The organism is Acinetobacter sp. ABJ_C1_1 (assembly GCF_044684115.1).
In the GTDB taxonomy this organism is placed as follows: domain Bacteria; phylum Pseudomonadota; class Gammaproteobacteria; order Pseudomonadales; family Moraxellaceae; genus Acinetobacter; species Acinetobacter nosocomialis_A.
This window is the reverse complement of sequence record NZ_JBITPU010000016.1, coordinates 63,998-79,841: the sequence shown is the minus strand read 5'-3', so window position 1 is coordinate 79,841 and position 15,844 is coordinate 63,998. Positions and strand designations below refer to the sequence as shown.

13 protein-coding genes and 1 pseudogene are annotated in these 15,844 nt (G+C 42.7%); 12 read left to right on the top strand and 2 right to left on the bottom strand.

Going from position 1 to position 15,844, the window contains the following annotated elements; translation table 11 throughout:
• The first annotated feature begins 118 nt into the window (after nucleotides 1-118).
• The 4 genes from lldP (at nucleotide 119) to dld (ending at nucleotide 5,865) form a co-directional block, all read left to right on the top strand.
• Nucleotides 119-1,786: an L-lactate permease gene (gene lldP / locus ACG59Z_RS16100; protein ID WP_400200291.1), complete on the top strand. Its 1,668-nt coding sequence runs from the start codon at nucleotides 119-121 to the stop codon at nucleotides 1,784-1,786.
• 19 nt (nucleotides 1,787-1,805) lie between these two features.
• On the top strand, nucleotides 1,806-2,558 hold the full coding sequence (gene lldR / locus ACG59Z_RS16095; protein WP_002120807.1) for a transcriptional regulator LldR: 753 nt from the start codon (nucleotides 1,806-1,808) through the stop codon (nucleotides 2,556-2,558).
• A complete protein-coding gene (gene lldD, locus ACG59Z_RS16090) occupies nucleotides 2,555-3,700 on the top strand; it encodes an FMN-dependent L-lactate dehydrogenase LldD (RefSeq protein ID WP_272427464.1) in 1,146 nt (381 codons plus the stop codon). The genes lldR and lldD overlap by 4 nt, the downstream gene beginning before the upstream one ends.
• 458 nt (nucleotides 3,701-4,158) lie before the next feature.
• Nucleotides 4,159-5,865 (top strand): D-lactate dehydrogenase, encoded by a 1,707-nt coding sequence (gene dld, locus ACG59Z_RS16085; protein WP_400200289.1) that lies wholly within the window; start codon nucleotides 4,159-4,161, stop codon nucleotides 5,863-5,865.
• 48 nt (nucleotides 5,866-5,913) lie between these two features.
• Here dld and ACG59Z_RS16080 read toward each other — a convergent pair whose 3' ends face one another.
• Nucleotides 5,914-7,128, bottom strand: coding sequence for an amino acid aminotransferase (locus tag ACG59Z_RS16080; protein ID WP_174748499.1), 1,215 nt, complete (start codon nucleotides 7,126-7,128; stop codon nucleotides 5,914-5,916).
• Between the two features lie 335 nt (nucleotides 7,129-7,463).
• Nucleotides 7,464-7,598 (bottom strand): annotated as a pseudogene (locus tag ACG59Z_RS16075) (hypothetical protein).
• A gap of 45 nt (nucleotides 7,599-7,643) precedes the next feature.
• Here ACG59Z_RS16075 and ACG59Z_RS16070 point away from each other — a divergent pair.
• From ACG59Z_RS16070 to ACG59Z_RS16035, 8 genes are all read left to right on the top strand, one after another.
• Nucleotides 7,644-8,354 carry a GntR family transcriptional regulator gene (locus tag ACG59Z_RS16070; protein ID WP_001153627.1) on the top strand — a complete coding sequence of 237 codons (711 nt, stop codon included), beginning with the start codon at nucleotides 7,644-7,646 and terminating at the stop codon, nucleotides 8,352-8,354.
• Nucleotides 8,347-9,231 (top strand): methylisocitrate lyase, encoded by an 885-nt coding sequence (prpB, locus tag ACG59Z_RS16065; RefSeq protein ID WP_004706036.1) that lies wholly within the window; start codon nucleotides 8,347-8,349, stop codon nucleotides 9,229-9,231. Before ACG59Z_RS16070 ends, prpB begins: the two co-directional genes overlap by 8 nt.
• A gap of 66 nt (nucleotides 9,232-9,297) precedes the next feature.
• Nucleotides 9,298-10,455, top strand: coding sequence for a 2-methylcitrate synthase (gene prpC, locus ACG59Z_RS16060; protein ID WP_002050577.1), 1,158 nt, complete (start codon nucleotides 9,298-9,300; stop codon nucleotides 10,453-10,455).
• A complete protein-coding gene (gene acnD, locus ACG59Z_RS16055) occupies nucleotides 10,455-13,061 on the top strand; it encodes a Fe/S-dependent 2-methylisocitrate dehydratase AcnD (protein ID WP_400200285.1) in 2,607 nt (868 codons plus the stop codon). Before prpC ends, acnD begins: the two co-directional genes overlap by 1 nt.
• Nucleotides 13,062-13,166: 105 nt before the next feature.
• Entirely contained in the window at nucleotides 13,167-13,646 is a 480-nt protein-coding gene (locus tag ACG59Z_RS16050) for a DUF2569 domain-containing protein (RefSeq protein ID WP_133223994.1), read from the top strand.
• Nucleotides 13,647-14,037: 391 nt separating this feature from the next.
• A complete protein-coding gene (locus ACG59Z_RS16045) occupies nucleotides 14,038-14,172 on the top strand; it encodes a zinc ribbon-containing protein (RefSeq protein WP_001983336.1) in 135 nt (44 codons plus the stop codon).
• Nucleotides 14,173-14,294: 122 nt separating this feature from the next.
• Nucleotides 14,295-14,870: a DUF4126 domain-containing protein gene (locus tag ACG59Z_RS16040; protein WP_057691244.1), complete on the top strand. Its 576-nt coding sequence runs from the start codon at nucleotides 14,295-14,297 to the stop codon at nucleotides 14,868-14,870.
• A gap of 266 nt (nucleotides 14,871-15,136) precedes the next feature.
• On the top strand, nucleotides 15,137-15,637 hold the full coding sequence (locus tag ACG59Z_RS16035; protein WP_400200281.1) for an NUDIX hydrolase: 501 nt from the start codon (nucleotides 15,137-15,139) through the stop codon (nucleotides 15,635-15,637).
• Nucleotides 15,638-15,844: the final 207 nt, after the last annotated feature.

The following is a 15,844-nucleotide window of genomic DNA, read 5'->3' as shown; positions in this document are numbered from 1 at the left end:
ATGATGCGATCTGTGGTTTAAGGAACAACATTTGCACTTAATTTTTAATTGGTCATACCAATTGTGCTGAATGTTTAAAAATTTAAGGTACAAAAATTCGCCCCGGCATTTCAAGGAGATGACAATGCTCAATATGTGGCAACAACTTTATGACCCTTTAAATAATATTTGGCTGTCCAGTGCGGTTGCATTAATCCCGATTATTTTCTTCTTTTTGGCATTAGCAGTTTTTCGTTTAAAAGGCAGTATCGCGGGTACGGGCACAGTCATTATTGCATTATTGATTGCTCTCTTTTTCTATCAAATGCCGGGTCAAATGGCCTTTGCGTCTATTATTTATGGTTTCTTCTATGGTCTATGGCCAATTTCATGGATCATTATTGGGGCAGTGTTTCTATACAAGATTTCGGTAAAAACGGGACAGTTTGAAGTTATTCGCTCAAGCATTTTGTCAATTACTGAAGACCAACGTCTGCAAATGTTACTCGTTGGTTTTGCATTTGGTACTTTCCTTGAAGGGGCTGCAGGTTTTGGTGCTCCTGTCGCAATTACGGCTGCACTTCTTGTAGGTTTAGGCTTTAAACCTCTTTACGCAGCTGGTTTATGTTTAATTGTAAATACAGCACCAGTTGCATTTGGTGCAATGGGTATTCCAATTATTGTGGCGGGGCAGGTGTCAGGCGTAGACACTATGGAAATTAGCCAGATGGTTGGGCGTCAGTTGCCGTTTTTAACGCTGATCGTACTGTTCTGGATCATGGCGATTATGGATGGCTGGCGTGGTGTTAAGGAAACTTGGCCTGCTGTATTGGTTGGTGGTGGCGCTTTTGCGATTGCCCAATATCTTACATCTAACTTTATTGGCCCTGAATTACCAGACATTACTGCTGCAATTGCTTCATTGGTCAGCCTGACTGTATTGTTCCGTTTCTGGAAACCAAAACATATTTTCCGCTTTGAACCTGAAGCTGGCCAAACTCTAATTCAGCAACCTACAACGGTTCAACGTTACAGTATTGGGAAAATTGCTAAGGCGTGGTCTCCATTTGCAATCTTAACGGTCATGGTAACCATCTGGAGTGTTAAGCCATTTAAAGCATTATTTGCAAAAGATGGCGCTCTTGAGCACTGGATTTTTAAACTTGAAGTACCGTATTTGCATAAATTGGTCGAAAAAATGCCGCCAATTGTGGCAGAGATGAAGCCATACGAAGCGATTTATAAGTTTGACTGGTTCTCTGCAACTGGTACGGCAATTTTTATTGCCGCAATCATCACTGCTATTTTATTAAAAATGAAAGCAAGTGAAGCAGTAACGACTTTTGGTGAAACACTTAATGAGTTGAAAACACCGATTTACTCGATTGGTATGGTGTTGGCTTTTGCTTTTATTGCGAACTATTCAGGTTTATCTGCAACTTTGGCTTTGGCGCTAGCACATACGGGTCATGCGTTTACTTTCTTCTCACCATTTTTGGGTTGGCTTGGTGTATTCCTTACGGGTTCAGATACCTCTTCAAATGCTTTGTTCTCGGCATTACAGGCAACTACAGCGCAGCAAATTGGTATTCCAGAAGTATTGCTTGTGGCTGCCAATACCAGTGGTGGTGTGACAGGTAAGATGATTTCTCCACAGTCAATTGCGATTGCGTGTGCAGCAGTAGGCTTAGTTGGAAAAGAATCTGACTTGTTCCGTTTCACGGTAAAACATAGCATCATATTCACTGTCTTTGTTGGCATCATTATTACGGTTCAGGCTTATCTGGTGCCGTGGATGATTCCATAACTCCAGTGAAGGAAACGCGATGAGAATCTCCGATCAAGTGGTCATGAAATTGCAGGCATTAATTGAAGAACGCCACATGAAAAAAGGTGACCGTTTGCCTGCCGAACGCCAGCTTGCAACAAGTTTAGGGGTTTCTCGTCCGTCTTTGCGTGAAGCGATTCAGCAGCTTAATAGTCAAGGTGTGCTCAGTAGCCGCCGTGGCGATGGGACTTATATTCAGCAGTTACCTGAACAGTGGCCACAGCAACTGATTGTGAACCCAATTAGTAACTTGATTGAAGAAGATCCGCTGTACCGTTTTGATGTGCAAGAGGCGCGGTTATTACTTGAAGGTGGCACGGCATGGTATGCCGCATTGCGCTCAACGCCTGAAGATCGCGCCAAAATTCATCATTATTTTAATGAAATTAGTCGCCATCAAAATGCAGGTGACTCTGCGCAGGCTGCGGTGGCAGATGCTGAATTTCACTTAGCAATTGCTGAAGCATCTCACAATGTGGTGCTGATTCAAATGATGCGCAGCTTGTTTGATTTGCTGCAATACAACGTCTTGTTAGGGCGTAAAAAAGTTTATAACGATCCCGTAAATGGTGACTTGCTGAGCGAGCAGCACTTTCAGGTGATGGATGCTATTGATCGTAAAGATCCCGAGGCCGCACGCCAAGCTGTCTGCGGTCATATTGAATTTGTGATTAATCATGTGCGTTCTCTGGATGAAGATGAAGCTCGCCAGAAACGTGCAAATCGTTTAAATAGAGTTGATTCAAAATGATTATTTCTTCTGGCAATGATTATCGTGCTGCGGCACAACGTCGCTTACCTCCATTTTTATTTCACTACATTGATGGTGGAGCGTATTCGGAATATACCTTAAAGCGTAACGTACAAGATTTGTCAGAAATTGCATTGCGTCAACGTGTGCTGAATGACATGTCAGCGTTAAGTTTAGAGACAAAACTATTTAACGAAACCTTGTCGATGCCGGTTGCATTAGCGCCTGTTGGTTTAACAGGTATGTATGCACGCCGTGGTGAGGTGCAGGCAGCGATGGCAGCCGACAAAAAGGGCATTCCATTTACGCTTTCAACGGTTTCGGTATGTCCAATTGAAGAAGTTGCACCTGCAATTAACCGCCCTATGTGGTTCCAGCTTTATGTATTACGTGACCGAGGTTTTATGCGGAATGCCTTGGAACGTGCAAAAGCGGCAGGCTGTTCAACACTGGTGTTTACTGTAGATATGCCTGTGCCGGGTGCGCGTTACAGGGATGCTCATTCGGGTATGAGTGGGCCAAATGCAGCGATGCGTCGTTATATGCAGTCTGTGTTCCATCCACATTGGTCGTGGAATGTCGGCTTAATGGGGCGTCCGCATGACTTGGGCAATATCTCTAAATATTTAGGTAAACCGACTGGGCTTGAAGATTATATTGGCTGGTTAGGCTCGAACTTCGACCCATCGATTTCATGGAAAGACCTTGAGTGGATTCGTGAGTTTTGGGATGGCCCAATGGTAATTAAGGGCATTTTAGACCCTGAAGATGCCAAAGATGCTGTGCGTTTTGGTGCTGACGGTATTGTAGTGTCGAATCACGGTGGTCGTCAGTTAGATGGCGTGATGTCTTCTGCTCGTGCATTGCCTGCAATCGCTGATGCGGTAAAAGGTGATTTAGCGATTTTGGCTGACTCAGGCATTCGTAATGGTTTAGACGTGGTGCGGATGTTAGCTCTTGGTGCCGATACAGTTCTACTTGGCCGTGCATTTGTGTATGCCTTGGCAGCAGCTGGTGGGCAAGGGGTATCGAACTTGCTTGATTTGATTGATAAGGAAATGCGTGTTGCGATGACGCTTACAGGTGCTAAGTCGATTTCGGATATTAATGCGGATTGTTTAGTACAGGCGATGAAGTTCTAACATTTCCGTATTAACTTTGATGATATTGGCACGACGGAGTCTTATCGGAAAAAGTTCAGTGGAAGTAGCTAATTGACGTTACTTTTTTAAAAAAGTAACCAAAAACCTTTTGTTGAGCAAACCGTACTTCCTTGTACAGTTGCTCAACAGGCGGCATCCCTGCCGCCAACGCGTAGCCAATTTGAATTAAATCTAACTCTAGAAATTAGTCACTGGTGCTAAGCGTCACTTACAGCCTGCGTGGTATGAGCAAGGATTTGTTTTTGCAATATAAATTGAAAAATGGATACAGCGAATAGGTTCTGTAAGTGAGAGTGCCTTTGGTTACTTTGGGCAAAACCAAAGTAACAGAATGAGCTGCTTACATCGAACTTTTCCCTGTAAGACTCCGTCGCGCTGATCTAGTTTTAGCATGGATTACAGCTAGATCTTATATGGATGACCAAAAGGAAACCATCATGCAAACATTTTCTCCTCAAGCAGTGATTGAACGCTTACAAAACATTGTAGGGCGTTCGCATGTTATGACCGATGATCAAAGCACGCGTCAGTACCGTCAAGGTCGTCGTTTTGGTGAGGGGAAAGTACTTGCTGTGGTGGTGCCGGGTACATTGCTAGAACAATGGCAAGTTTTGCAGGCTGCAATTGAGGCGGACTGTATTGTGATTATGCAGGCGGCCAATACAGGACTCACTGGTGGTTCAACCCCATATGGCGATGATTATGACCGTCCTGTTTTGGTCATGAGTACGCGCCGATTAAAGGGCATTCAAGTCATCCATGACGGCAAGCAAGTCATTTGTTTACCAGGTGCGACCTTAGATAATTTAGAGCAAATTTTAAAAGGCTATGATCGTGAACCACATTCGGTGATTGGTTCATCTTGTATTGGTGCATCGGTACTTGGTGGTGTCTGTAATAACTCTGGCGGTGCCTTGGTACGCCGCGGTCCTGCGTATACGGAACTGGCGTTATATGCTCAGGTCAATGCTGCTGGTCAATTAGAGCTGGTGAATCATTTAGGGGTGAATTTAGGTTCGACTCCCGAAGAAATTTTGACTCGATTAGAGAAGCAGAAATATCAAGCCGTAGATATTTTAGATGATGCTGAAAAGCAGGCATCGGACCATCATTATGCTCACGATGTGACTCAAGTTGATGAAGATACGCCTGCTCGTTTTAATGCAGACCCGTCACGTTTGTTTGAAGCATCGGGTTCGGCAGGTAAAGTGTGTGTATTTGCGGTTCGCCTTGATACTTATGAAAAAGTAGAGAGTAATGTCTTTTATATAGGTACTAATGATGCCGATGATTTAACAGCGATTCGCCGTTACTTACTGACCTCACTGCCAAGCCTACCAATCGCTGGTGAATATATTCACCGAGATGCTTATTTGATTGGTGAGAAGTACGGGAAAGACACGTTCTTATTTATTGAAAAGTTCGGCACAGCCAATGTTCCAAAAGCTTTTGCCATGAAAGATAAAGTTGATGGCTTCTTAGAAAGATTTAAAATTAAAGGCTTAACGGATCATATTTTACAGGCGATCACCTTCTTTTTACCGAGTCATTTGCCTAAGCGTATGACCGAGTATCGAGACCGTTATGAGCACCATTTGGTTTTACGTGTCGAAAATAATTCAAAAGCTCAGACCGAGCAGTTTTTAAAAGAATATTTTGCAGTGCATCAGTCAGGTAACTATTTCGTATGTAGCGAAGAGGAAGGCCGAAAAGCGTTCTTACACCGTTTTGCGATTGCAGGGGCGGCAATTCGTTATCGTGATACACACCGTAGTGAAGTTGAAGATATTGTGGCGCTTGATATTGCTTTACGTCGTAATGACCGCGAGTGGGTAGAGCAACTGCCTGCCGAAATGGAAAATAAAATCATCCATAAACTCTATTATGGGCATTTCTTTTGTCATGTGTTCCATCAAGACTATATTCTTAAAAAGGGCCATGACCCATTAGAAATGGAACATCAAATGTGGAAGTTACTGGATGCGCGCCGTGCTGAGTATCCAGCAGAGCATAATGTCGGGCATCTCTATATTGCCAAGCCTGCCTTAGCTAACTTTTATCAAAAACTCGACCCAACCAATAGCTTTAATGTGGGTATTGGTCATACCTCAAAACTGAAATATTGGGGCAAAGCTAAATCTTAATATCGAGACATAAAAAAAGGCGCCGAAGCGCCTTTTTTAATAGATGTATTATGCCGCTTCTGTTGATTTAGCAAGCACTTCTGCAACTGCTTTAGCAACAGTGTAAACATTGTTCATGTTTAAACCAGCAACACAAATACGACCACTGCGTACTAAGTAGATTGCATATTCTTCACGCAAGATATCAACTTGCTCAGCAGTTAAACCTGTGTAGCTGAACATACCTTTTTGGTTTACAAGGTAGCTAAAGTCACGGTCTGGTAATGCTTTAGTCAGTTCGTCTTTCAAGATGCTACGCATTTTAATAATACGTTCACGCATCTCTTTCACTTCACCTTGCCATTGTTGGTTAAGTGCAGCGTCATTTAAAACTTCATCAACTAACCAAGCACCTGTTGTAGGAGGGCTAGAGTAAATACGGCGTACAGTCGCTTTTAACTGACCGAATGTGCACTGAGCAGCTTCTGCATCGTCACATACGAAAGTTAAGCCGCCAACGCGCTCGCCATATAAAGAGAAGATTTTAGAGAACGAGTTGCTCACAATGAAGTTTAGACCCGCTTGGTCTAAAGCACGGATTGCATACGCATCTTCTTCCATACCGTCACCGAAACCTTGGTAAGCGATGTCTAGGAATGGAATAAGGTTACGGTCTTTTAATACTGCAATCACTTGGTCCCATTGCGCTGGGTTTAAGTCAGCACCAGTTGGGTTGTGGCAGCATGGGTGCAATAACACAATGCTTTGCTCAGGCAAAGTTTTAAGTGTAGAAAGCATACCGTCAAAATCTACACCACGTGTTTCGTTGTCAAAATATGGGTAGAAATGAGTTTTGATGCCAGCGCCATTGAAAATCGCAACGTGGTTATCCCAAGTTGGTTGGCTTACCCAAACGTCTGAATTTGGGAAATAAGTTTTTAAAAAGTCCGCACCAACTTTCAATGCACCTGAACCACCAAGTGTTTGGATGGTTACAGCACGGCCAGCTTTAACTGCTGGGCTGTTTGCACCAAATAAAAGTGCTTGAATTGCTTCACGGTAAGGTTTGAAGCCTTCCATTGGCAAATAAAGTTTGGTTTTACCGTTTTTAGGCTCGATACGCTTTTGCGCTTCAATAATGGTCTCTAACTGAGGAACAATACTGTCTTCGTTATAGTAAAGACCAATACTCAAGTTCACTTTTCCAGAACGAGTATCAGCATTGAACTGTTCCATTAAAGAGAGAATTGGATCGCCTGCGTATGGGGGGATATGTTGAAACATCAAAAAAGTCCTTTCATTCAACAATATGCATAGTATTGGGTTTTTTCTGTCTCGAAAAATACGCCACAACTATGTCGATGCTCAATAATGTATCAATAAAGCTACCGTGAAGCACCTGATAATTTCACTAATATCGATATTTTCTGGATGAAAATGATAAAAAGATTTAAAAGAAATTACGGTAAATAGAAACTAATTTCTAACTCATGCTTTCATTCAAGCAGATTGTCTACAATCTTGCTGTAATACATTGGTTGTAGACTAAAGTTTGAAACAAAAGATTAGAGGTCGAAAAGTAGCTAAAAAAGTGCCATAAATCTATAGGTAAAATAATATTAAATAACTGTTTTATAAATACTAATTGGCAAGTGGTTTAATGCTTTAAATATAAGGTGATATAAGCGGTGAGGCTATAAAAATTGACCTGATGCGTTCTGTAAAGTGTCAACAATCACCTTGATTTTTTTCATTCATACCGCTATAAAACTCATAATTGATTAAAAATTGTCGACAATATGCAAGATTTGACCTTCGCACCAGAGCCACTACAAAGTCAGGGAAGAACACTGACCGAGAATGTATTTAAACAAATACAGACGGCGATTGTTTTGGGTCAAATTCCGGCAGGCAGCAAGATTTCCGAGCCTGAACTGGCACGCACTTATGGTATTAGTCGTGGGCCTTTGCGCGAAGCGATTCATCGCCTTGAAGGGCAACGTTTGGTTGAGCGTACTGCACACGTGGGCGCGCGCGTGGTTTCGCTTTCACTGCAACAGTTTAAAGAGCTTTATCAGATTCGTGCGTCTTTAGAGGGTTTGGCTTGCAAACTTGCTGCACAGCATATTGATAAAAAGCAAATCTTGGCGCTACGTGATGTTTTACGTATGCATGCTGAAGATGAAAACTTTAAAGCAGGTAAGGGATATTACTTGCAAGAAGGGCAGGACGATTTTCACTACTGCATTATCAAAAGTAGTGGCAATAAAACGCTAGAAAAAATGCTATGTGATGAGCTTTATCACCTCATCCGTATGTACCGAATTCAGTTTTCAAACACACCCGATCGACCGAGCAAAGCTTGGGACGAACATATCCGTATTTTAGATGCAATTGCAGAAGGCGATGGTGAACTTGCCGAGCTGCTCATGCATCGACATATCAATGCTTCTTACAAAATTATTGAGCAAACACTGCTACAAGCACAAGGAGAACATAACAATGGCTAAACAATCCGCAGGTCAGCTATTTCGCGATGCCGTAGCCCAAGAAAAGCCATTACAAGTGGTTGGAACCATCAATGCCAATCATGCACTTTTGGCAAAACGTGCAGGTTATAAAGCGATTTACTTATCAGGTGGTGGTGTAGCAGCTGGTTCTTTAGGCTTACCTGATTTGGGAATCAGTAACCTTGATGATGTGTTGACAGACGTACGTCGTATTACCGATGTATGTGATCTTCCACTATTGGTCGATGCGGACACAGGTTTTGGTGCTTCTGCATTTAACATTGCCCGTACGACAAAAGCACTGATCAAGTTTGGTGCTGCGGCAATGCACATTGAAGACCAAGTGGGCGCAAAACGTTGTGGTCACCGTCCGAACAAAGCCATTGTGACTCAAGAAGAAATGGTTGACCGTATTAAGGCTGCGGTTGATGCGCGTGGTGATGACAGCTTCGTGATTATGGCGCGTACCGATGCATTGGCAGTAGATGGCTTACAAGCTGCCATTGACCGTGCGGGTGCCTACATTGAAGCGGGTGCAGACATGTTGTTCCCTGAAGCAATTACCGAGCTTGATATGTACAAGCAATTTGCTCAGAAGACTGGCGCACCAATTTTGGCAAACATCACAGAGTTTGGTTCTACACCACTGTTTACCACTGAAGAGTTAGCATCTGCCGATGTAAGCCTTGCGCTTTATCCGCTTTCTGCTTTCCGTGCCATGAACAAGGCAGCCGAAACTGTGTACGAAACCTTACGTAAAGAAGGTACTCAAAAGAACGTGGTTGATATTATGCAAACGCGTAAAGAGTTATATGAACGCATTAATTACTACGCGTTTGAAGACTACTTAGACAACGCATTTGCTAAAAAGAAATAAGAAGTAAAACACGGTACATATGCCGTGTTTCCCAAATAATTTAAATAGATAGGAAAGGACAATCTTATGAGCTCAAATGAAACAACAACAGGCTTCAAACCAAAAAAATCAGTTGCACTTAGTGGACAAGTTGCAGGCAACACAGCACTATGTACCGTAGGACGTAGCGGTAACGACTTGCACTATCGTGGCTATGACATTCTTGACCTTGCAGCGGGTAGCCAGTTTGAAGAAGTTGCTCACTTGCTCGTACATGGCAAATTACCAAACAAAGCTGAACTCAAAGCGTATAAAGCAAAATTAAAAGCACTTCGTGGCTTACCAGCAGCACTTAAAACAGCACTTGAGCAATTACCACCGTCTGCACACCCAATGGATGTGATGCGTACGGGTGTTTCAGTTTTAGGTTGTTTAACACCAGAACACGAAGACCACAATGAAGCGGGCGCAAAAGACATTGCTGATAAATTAATGGCAAGCCTAGGCTCAATGTTGCTTTATTGGTACCACTTCAGCAACAACGGTCGTCGTATTGAAGTTGAAACTGATGACGACTCAATTGCAGCGCATTTCTTACATTTACTTCATGGCGAAAAACCATCTGAAGAATGGATTCAAGCAATGCATACGTCGCTTATTTTGTACGCTGAGCACGAGTTCAACGCATCAACATTTACGTCACGCGTAGTTGCAGGTACAGGCTCTGACATGTACTCGGCAATTACAGGTGGTATTGGCGCGCTTCGCGGACCTAAACACGGTGGTGCGAACGAAGTTGCATTCGTGATTCAACAACGTTACGACAATGCAGATGAAGCAGAAGCTGACATCCGTAAACGTGTTGAAAATAAAGAAGTCGTAATTGGTTTTGGTCACCCTGTATATACAGTTTCTGACCCACGTAACGAAGTGATCAAGAAAGTGGCGCATGACTTGGCACAAGCACAAGAGAACACCAAAATGTACCTCATCGCTGAGCGTTTAGAAGCAGTGATGAAAGAAGTGAAAAACATGTTCCCGAACCTCGACTGGTTCAGTGCGGTGAGCTATCACTTAATGGGTGTTCCAACTGCAATGTTCACACCATTGTTCGTGATTGCACGTACAGCAGGTTGGTCAGCGCACGTGATTGAACAACGCCAAGACGGCAAAATCATTCGTCCAAGCGCGAACTACACAGGCCCTGAAAACCTCAAATTTAAACCATTGGCGGAGCGTGGTTAATGAACACAAAATACCGTAAACCGCTGGCAGGCACCCAGCTTGAATATTACGACGTGCGTCAAGCCGTTGAAGATATTCAGCCAGGCGCATACGAAAAACTGCCTTACACCTCTAAAGTACTCGCAGAGCAATTGGTACGCCGTGCCGATGCCGAGAACTTAACTGCCTATTTAACGCAGTTAATTGAGCGCCGTCAGGACTTGGACTTTCCATGGTATCCAGCGCGCGTGGTGTGTCATGACATTTTGGGTCAAACGGCATTGGTTGACCTTGCAGGTTTACGTGATGCGATTGCTGACAAAGGCGGTGACCCATCTAAAGTCAATCCAGTTGTACCAACACAACTCATTGTCGACCACTCTTTAGCAGTGGAATACGGTGGTGCTGACCCAGACGCTTTTGCAAAAAACCGTGCTGTTGAAGACCGTCGTAACGAAGACCGTTTCCACTTTATTGAGTGGACTAAAACCGCATTTAAAAATGTTGATGTGATCCCTGCGGGGAACGGCATTATGCACCAGATTAACCTAGAGAAAATGTCTCCGGTGATTCAGGCGCGTGATGGCGTAGCATTCCCAGACACATGCGTAGGTACAGACTCGCATACACCACATACAGATGCTTTGGGCGTAATTTCTGTGGGTGTGGGTGGTTTAGAAGCTGAAAACGTAATGTTAGGCCGTGCATCTTGGATGCGTCTACCAGACATTATTGGTGTTGAGTTTGTAGGTCAGCGTCAGGCAGGTATTACTGCAACAGATATCGTACTTGCTCTAACAGAGTTCTTACGTAAAGAGCGTGTGGTGGGTGCTTACCTTGAGTTCTTTGGTGAAGGTGCTGACAGCATGTCTGTGGGCGACCGTGCAACCATTTCAAACATGACACCAGAATATGGCGCTACGGCTGCAATGTTCTACATCGACCAAAACACAATCGATTACTTACGCCTCACAGGCCGTGAAGATGCTCAAGTGGCATTGGTTGAACAGTACGCAAAAGAAATCGGTCTTTGGGCATCTGACATGATCAAAGCAGAGTACCCACGTGTACTACGTTTTGATCTATCAAAAGTCACACGTAACATTGCGGGCCCATCAAATCCACATGCACGTGTTTCAACAAGCGATTTAAAAGAAAAAGGTATTGCGGGTGTTGTTGAAAACCGTTCTGATGGCTTAATGCCAGATGGCGCGATCATTATTGCTGCAATTACTTCATGTACCAACACCTCTAACCCACGTAATACCGTGGCGGCAGGCTTGTTGGCACGTAAGGCAAATGAGCTTGGTTTGGTTCGTAAACCTTGGGTGAAATCATCATTTGCACCAGGTTCAAAAGCGGCTGCACTTTACCTTGAAGAAGCAGGTGTTCTAAAAGACTTAGAGAAACTTGGTTTTGGTATTGTGGCTTACGCTTGTACAACGTGTAACGGTATGTCGGGTGCGTTAGATCCAGTCATCCAGCAAGAAATTATTGACCGTGACTTGTACGCAACAGCAGTACTGTCTGGTAATCGTAACTTCGATGGCCGTATCCATCCTTATGCAAAACAAGCATTCTTGGCATCTCCACCCCTTGTTGTAGCGTATGCAATTGCGGGTACGATTCGTTTTGATATCGAAAAAGATGCGTTAGGTCATGACAAAGACGGTAACCCGATTTACCTCAAAGACATCTGGCCATCTGACGCTGAAATTGATGCGTTAGTTAAAGAAGCCGTGAAGCCTGAACAGTTCCGTAAAGTCTACATTCCAATGTTTGACTTGGGCGAAGTTGAACAAGCGAAAAGCCCACTTTACGACTGGCGTCCGCAAAGTACTTACATCCGCCGTCCACCATATTGGGAAGGGGCGTTGGCTGCACCACGTACTTTGGCGAACATGCGTCCACTTGCAATTTTAGGTGACAACATCACCACCGACCACTTGTCGCCTTCAAATGCGATTTTAATGGACTCGGCTGCGGGTGAATATCTTCACAAAATGGGCGTACCAGAAGAAGACTTCAACTCATACGCAACCCATCGTGGTGACCATTTGACTGCACAACGTGCAACATTTGCCAACCCGAAACTCTATAACGAAATGGTGGTCCGTTCAGACGGTACCATTAAGCAAGGTTCAAAAGCGCGCGTAGAGCCAGAAGGCGAAGTGATGCGTATGTGGGAAGCGATTGAAACCTACATGAACCGTAAGCAACCGTTAATCATTATCGCGGGTGCTGACTATGGTCAGGGTTCAAGCCGTGACTGGGCTGCAAAAGGTGTGCGCCTTGCAGGTGTTGAAGCGATTGTGGCAGAAGGTTTTGAGCGTATTCACCGTACCAACTTGGTGGGTATGGGCGTGTTACCACTTGAGTTTAAACCGGGCGTAAACCGCAAGACTTTAAAACTAGATGGTACAGAGCTTTATAGCGTGATTGGTAATATTGCGCCGCGTTCGACTTTAACTTTAGTGATTGAACGTGCTACATCGGATGGTAAAGAAGAGATTCTTGAAGTACCTGTGACTTGCCGTTTAGATACAGAAGAAGAAGTTTCTGTATATGAAGCGGGCGGTGTATTACAGCGTTTTGCGCAAGACTTTTTAGAAGGTCAAGTGGCTTAGCCATTAAAATAACTAAATAAGCCCCATAATAGTGGGGCTTATTTGTTGAAAAAATAAACTTAATATAATATAAATCAAACTTATATTTAGTACTTAATAATTAAGATGAATGAGATTAATAAATTAAAAGGATTAGGTGGTTGGTTAACTTTAGTTGGGATAGCCTTAATTATTTCTCCTATTAGGCTGATTGTAACTGGTTACCAGACTTACTATCCTATGTTTTCAGAAGGGGTGTTTAATTTATTAACTTCAGTTGACTCTCCATACTATCATCCACTTTGGAAATATTATCTTTCTTGGGAAATAGTAGCTAATATACTTTTAGTCTTAATTTCCTTTATTTTGCTATACTTATTTTTTAGAAAACATTCTCTTTTTCCAAAATTATTTATATCATTTTGCGTTTTAATTATAATTCTTATTCTTGTGGATGCATTATTAATAAAATTAATATTACCTAATGAAGAGGTGTTTGATAACGATACTTCAAAGGAGCTTATGAGAAGTATCTTTTATGGAATGATTTGGATTCCATATATGCTGTTTTCTAAAAGAGTAAAAGCAACTTTTGTAGAGAAATAAATATTTTTTAAATCCACTCTAATTGAAATAATTTTATATTTTAATTTGGTTTTAAAATCATAATTGTTTTAAATAAAAAAAAGCCCGACATCCTGTCGGGCTTTTTCGTATTTGGTTGCTAGATATGACTCCTGTCGTATCTCACGATCCTGATGCATGAACCTATTATTGTTGTTTTATGTTCCGGAACATCCTGTTCCTGTATGAGTTCATATTAGAAAAAAAGCAGGGGACAGCCAATCCGCTAAATCCCTAAATCTGTGTAAGATAAATCGTACAAATAACATTTTTTGCATTTATGCCATCATCATCGGGCGAAATGGACAATTGACATTCACTTTAAGTGGGTTATATTCCTGTTTAATATATATACGATTATAGGAATGTAATCATGGTAACAGCTGGCGAAAAACCCGGAACAGGCTTCTATTTCTGTGCTCAATGCGGACACAGAGTGTTTTTAGAAATTAACACAGACCCTTTACCACCTTGCACGAAATGCTACTGCACGCAATTTAAACGTTAAGAATGAAATAATATTTGCGTTCGCATTTAACAAAAAGCCCTGTCACCCGATGGGGCTTTTTGTTAATTTAAAAATAAGACTTACATAACAAGACCCGTGATGGGCATGAAAAGGAAACCGTTATGGAAACAATATTAGGTTTATGTATTGGTGTGGGCCTGAGCGCTGCCTGCGGTTTTCGCGTGTTTGTGCCGCTATTGGTCATGAGCATTGCAACCATGATGGGATGGTTTGAGCCATCAAAAGGCTTTGAGTGGTTAGCTCTGCCATCGGTGTGTTTGGCTTTAGGTGTGGCAACGGTGTGTGAAATTGCAGCTTACTACATTCCGTGGGTCGATAACGCCTTGGACACAGTCGCGACCCCTGCGGCCATGATTGCGGGTACGCTTACCACAATGGCTGTGAGTAGTGGGGAAATGTCTCAGTTTGCTACTTGGGCGGCAGCGATTATTGTCGGTGGTGGTACGGCAGGTGTGGTGCAAATGAGTACCGTTGCTGCACGTGGTGTTTCAACTGCAACCACAGGTGGTTTAGGGAATTTTGTAGTCGCAACAGGTGAGTGGATTGGAGCAATCTTACTTTCGGTTTCAGCTATGCTGGTGCCTGCGCTTGTGGCAATAGTGGTGCTGATTGCGGTTATTTGGGTGGTGCGTTGGATTCGCCATAAAAAGCAAGAACAGGCGCATACCCCGCTATAGGTGAGTATAAATATCAGTTTTAAATAAGCATAAAAAAAGCCCGACATCCTGTCGGGCTTTCTTGTATTTGGTGATTAGATATGACTCCTGTCGTATCTCACGCTCCTGGTGCTTGAACGTATTATTATTGTTTTATGTTCTGGAACATCCTGTTCCTGTATGACTTCATATTAGAAAAAAAGTAGGGTGTCGCCAATCCGCAAAATCCTTAAAAGTTTGTAGGATAAAACGTACATAGAGAAATGATTTAACTTTGCAAAGTGAATATGAATAATAGCCATCTTGTTGCTTCAAGAAAAAATCAAATGCGTATTAGAAAATCTTCAAGACTATTGGTTATTAATGAAAATCATCAAATCCTCTTATTTCAATTCACTCATACAAATGATGCTTTAGCTGGACAATCCCATTGGGCAACCGTAGGCGGAGGACTGGAAGAAGGGGAAACCTTCGAGCAAGCAGCTTGCCGAGAACTTTATGAAGAGTTAGGTGTAGTTCGGCAAAATGTAGGCACTCATGTTGCAACACGCAATTTTGAAATGATGCTACCAAGTGCGGAAGTTGTGACTTCCGATGAAAGACTCTTTATTGTTTTTATTAAAAATGAAGAAGTGAACACATCGAACTGGACTGAACAAGAAAAGCTTGTGATTAATAAAAGTCGGTGGTGGACGCTTGATGAACTCAGACAAACTGACGAAATTGTTTATCCAAACAACATTCCTCATATTCTTATAAATAGCCTGCCAGAAATTTTTAAACCCTAAATATTCAGACATAAAAAAAGCCCAACATCCTGTTGGGCTTTTTCGTATTTGGGTACTAGATATGACTCCTGTCGTATCTCACGATCCTGATGCATGAACCTATTATTGTTGTTTTATGTTCCGGAACATCCTGTTCCTGTATGACTTCATATTATGAAAAAAGAAGGGTGTCGCCAATCCGCAAAAACCCTAAAAGTTTGTAGGATA

Excerpts from the sequence above, each read along its gene's own strand:
- lldP (WP_400200291.1), top strand. The coding sequence starts at position 119 with ATGACAATGCTCAATATGTGGCAACAACTTTATGACCCTTTAAATAAT.
- lldR (WP_002120807.1), top strand. The coding sequence starts at position 1,806 with ATGAGAATCTCCGATCAAGTGGTCATGAAATTGCAGGCATTAATTGAA.
- lldD (WP_272427464.1), top strand. The coding sequence starts at position 2,555 with ATGATTATTTCTTCTGGCAATGATTATCGTGCTGCGGCACAACGTCGC.
- dld (WP_400200289.1), top strand. The coding sequence starts at position 4,159 with ATGCAAACATTTTCTCCTCAAGCAGTGATTGAACGCTTACAAAACATT.
- ACG59Z_RS16080 (WP_174748499.1), bottom strand. The coding sequence starts at position 7,128 with ATGTTTCAACATATCCCCCCATACGCAGGCGATCCAATTCTCTCTTTA.
- ACG59Z_RS16070 (WP_001153627.1), top strand. The coding sequence starts at position 7,644 with ATGCAAGATTTGACCTTCGCACCAGAGCCACTACAAAGTCAGGGAAGA.
- prpB (WP_004706036.1), top strand. The coding sequence starts at position 8,347 with ATGGCTAAACAATCCGCAGGTCAGCTATTTCGCGATGCCGTAGCCCAA.
- prpC (WP_002050577.1), top strand. The coding sequence starts at position 9,298 with ATGAGCTCAAATGAAACAACAACAGGCTTCAAACCAAAAAAATCAGTT.
- acnD (WP_400200285.1), top strand. The coding sequence starts at position 10,455 with ATGAACACAAAATACCGTAAACCGCTGGCAGGCACCCAGCTTGAATAT.
- ACG59Z_RS16050 (WP_133223994.1), top strand. The coding sequence starts at position 13,167 with ATGAATGAGATTAATAAATTAAAAGGATTAGGTGGTTGGTTAACTTTA.
- ACG59Z_RS16045 (WP_001983336.1), top strand. The coding sequence starts at position 14,038 with ATGGTAACAGCTGGCGAAAAACCCGGAACAGGCTTCTATTTCTGTGCT.
- ACG59Z_RS16040 (WP_057691244.1), top strand. The coding sequence starts at position 14,295 with ATGGAAACAATATTAGGTTTATGTATTGGTGTGGGCCTGAGCGCTGCC.
- ACG59Z_RS16035 (WP_400200281.1), top strand. The coding sequence starts at position 15,137 with ATGAATAATAGCCATCTTGTTGCTTCAAGAAAAAATCAAATGCGTATT.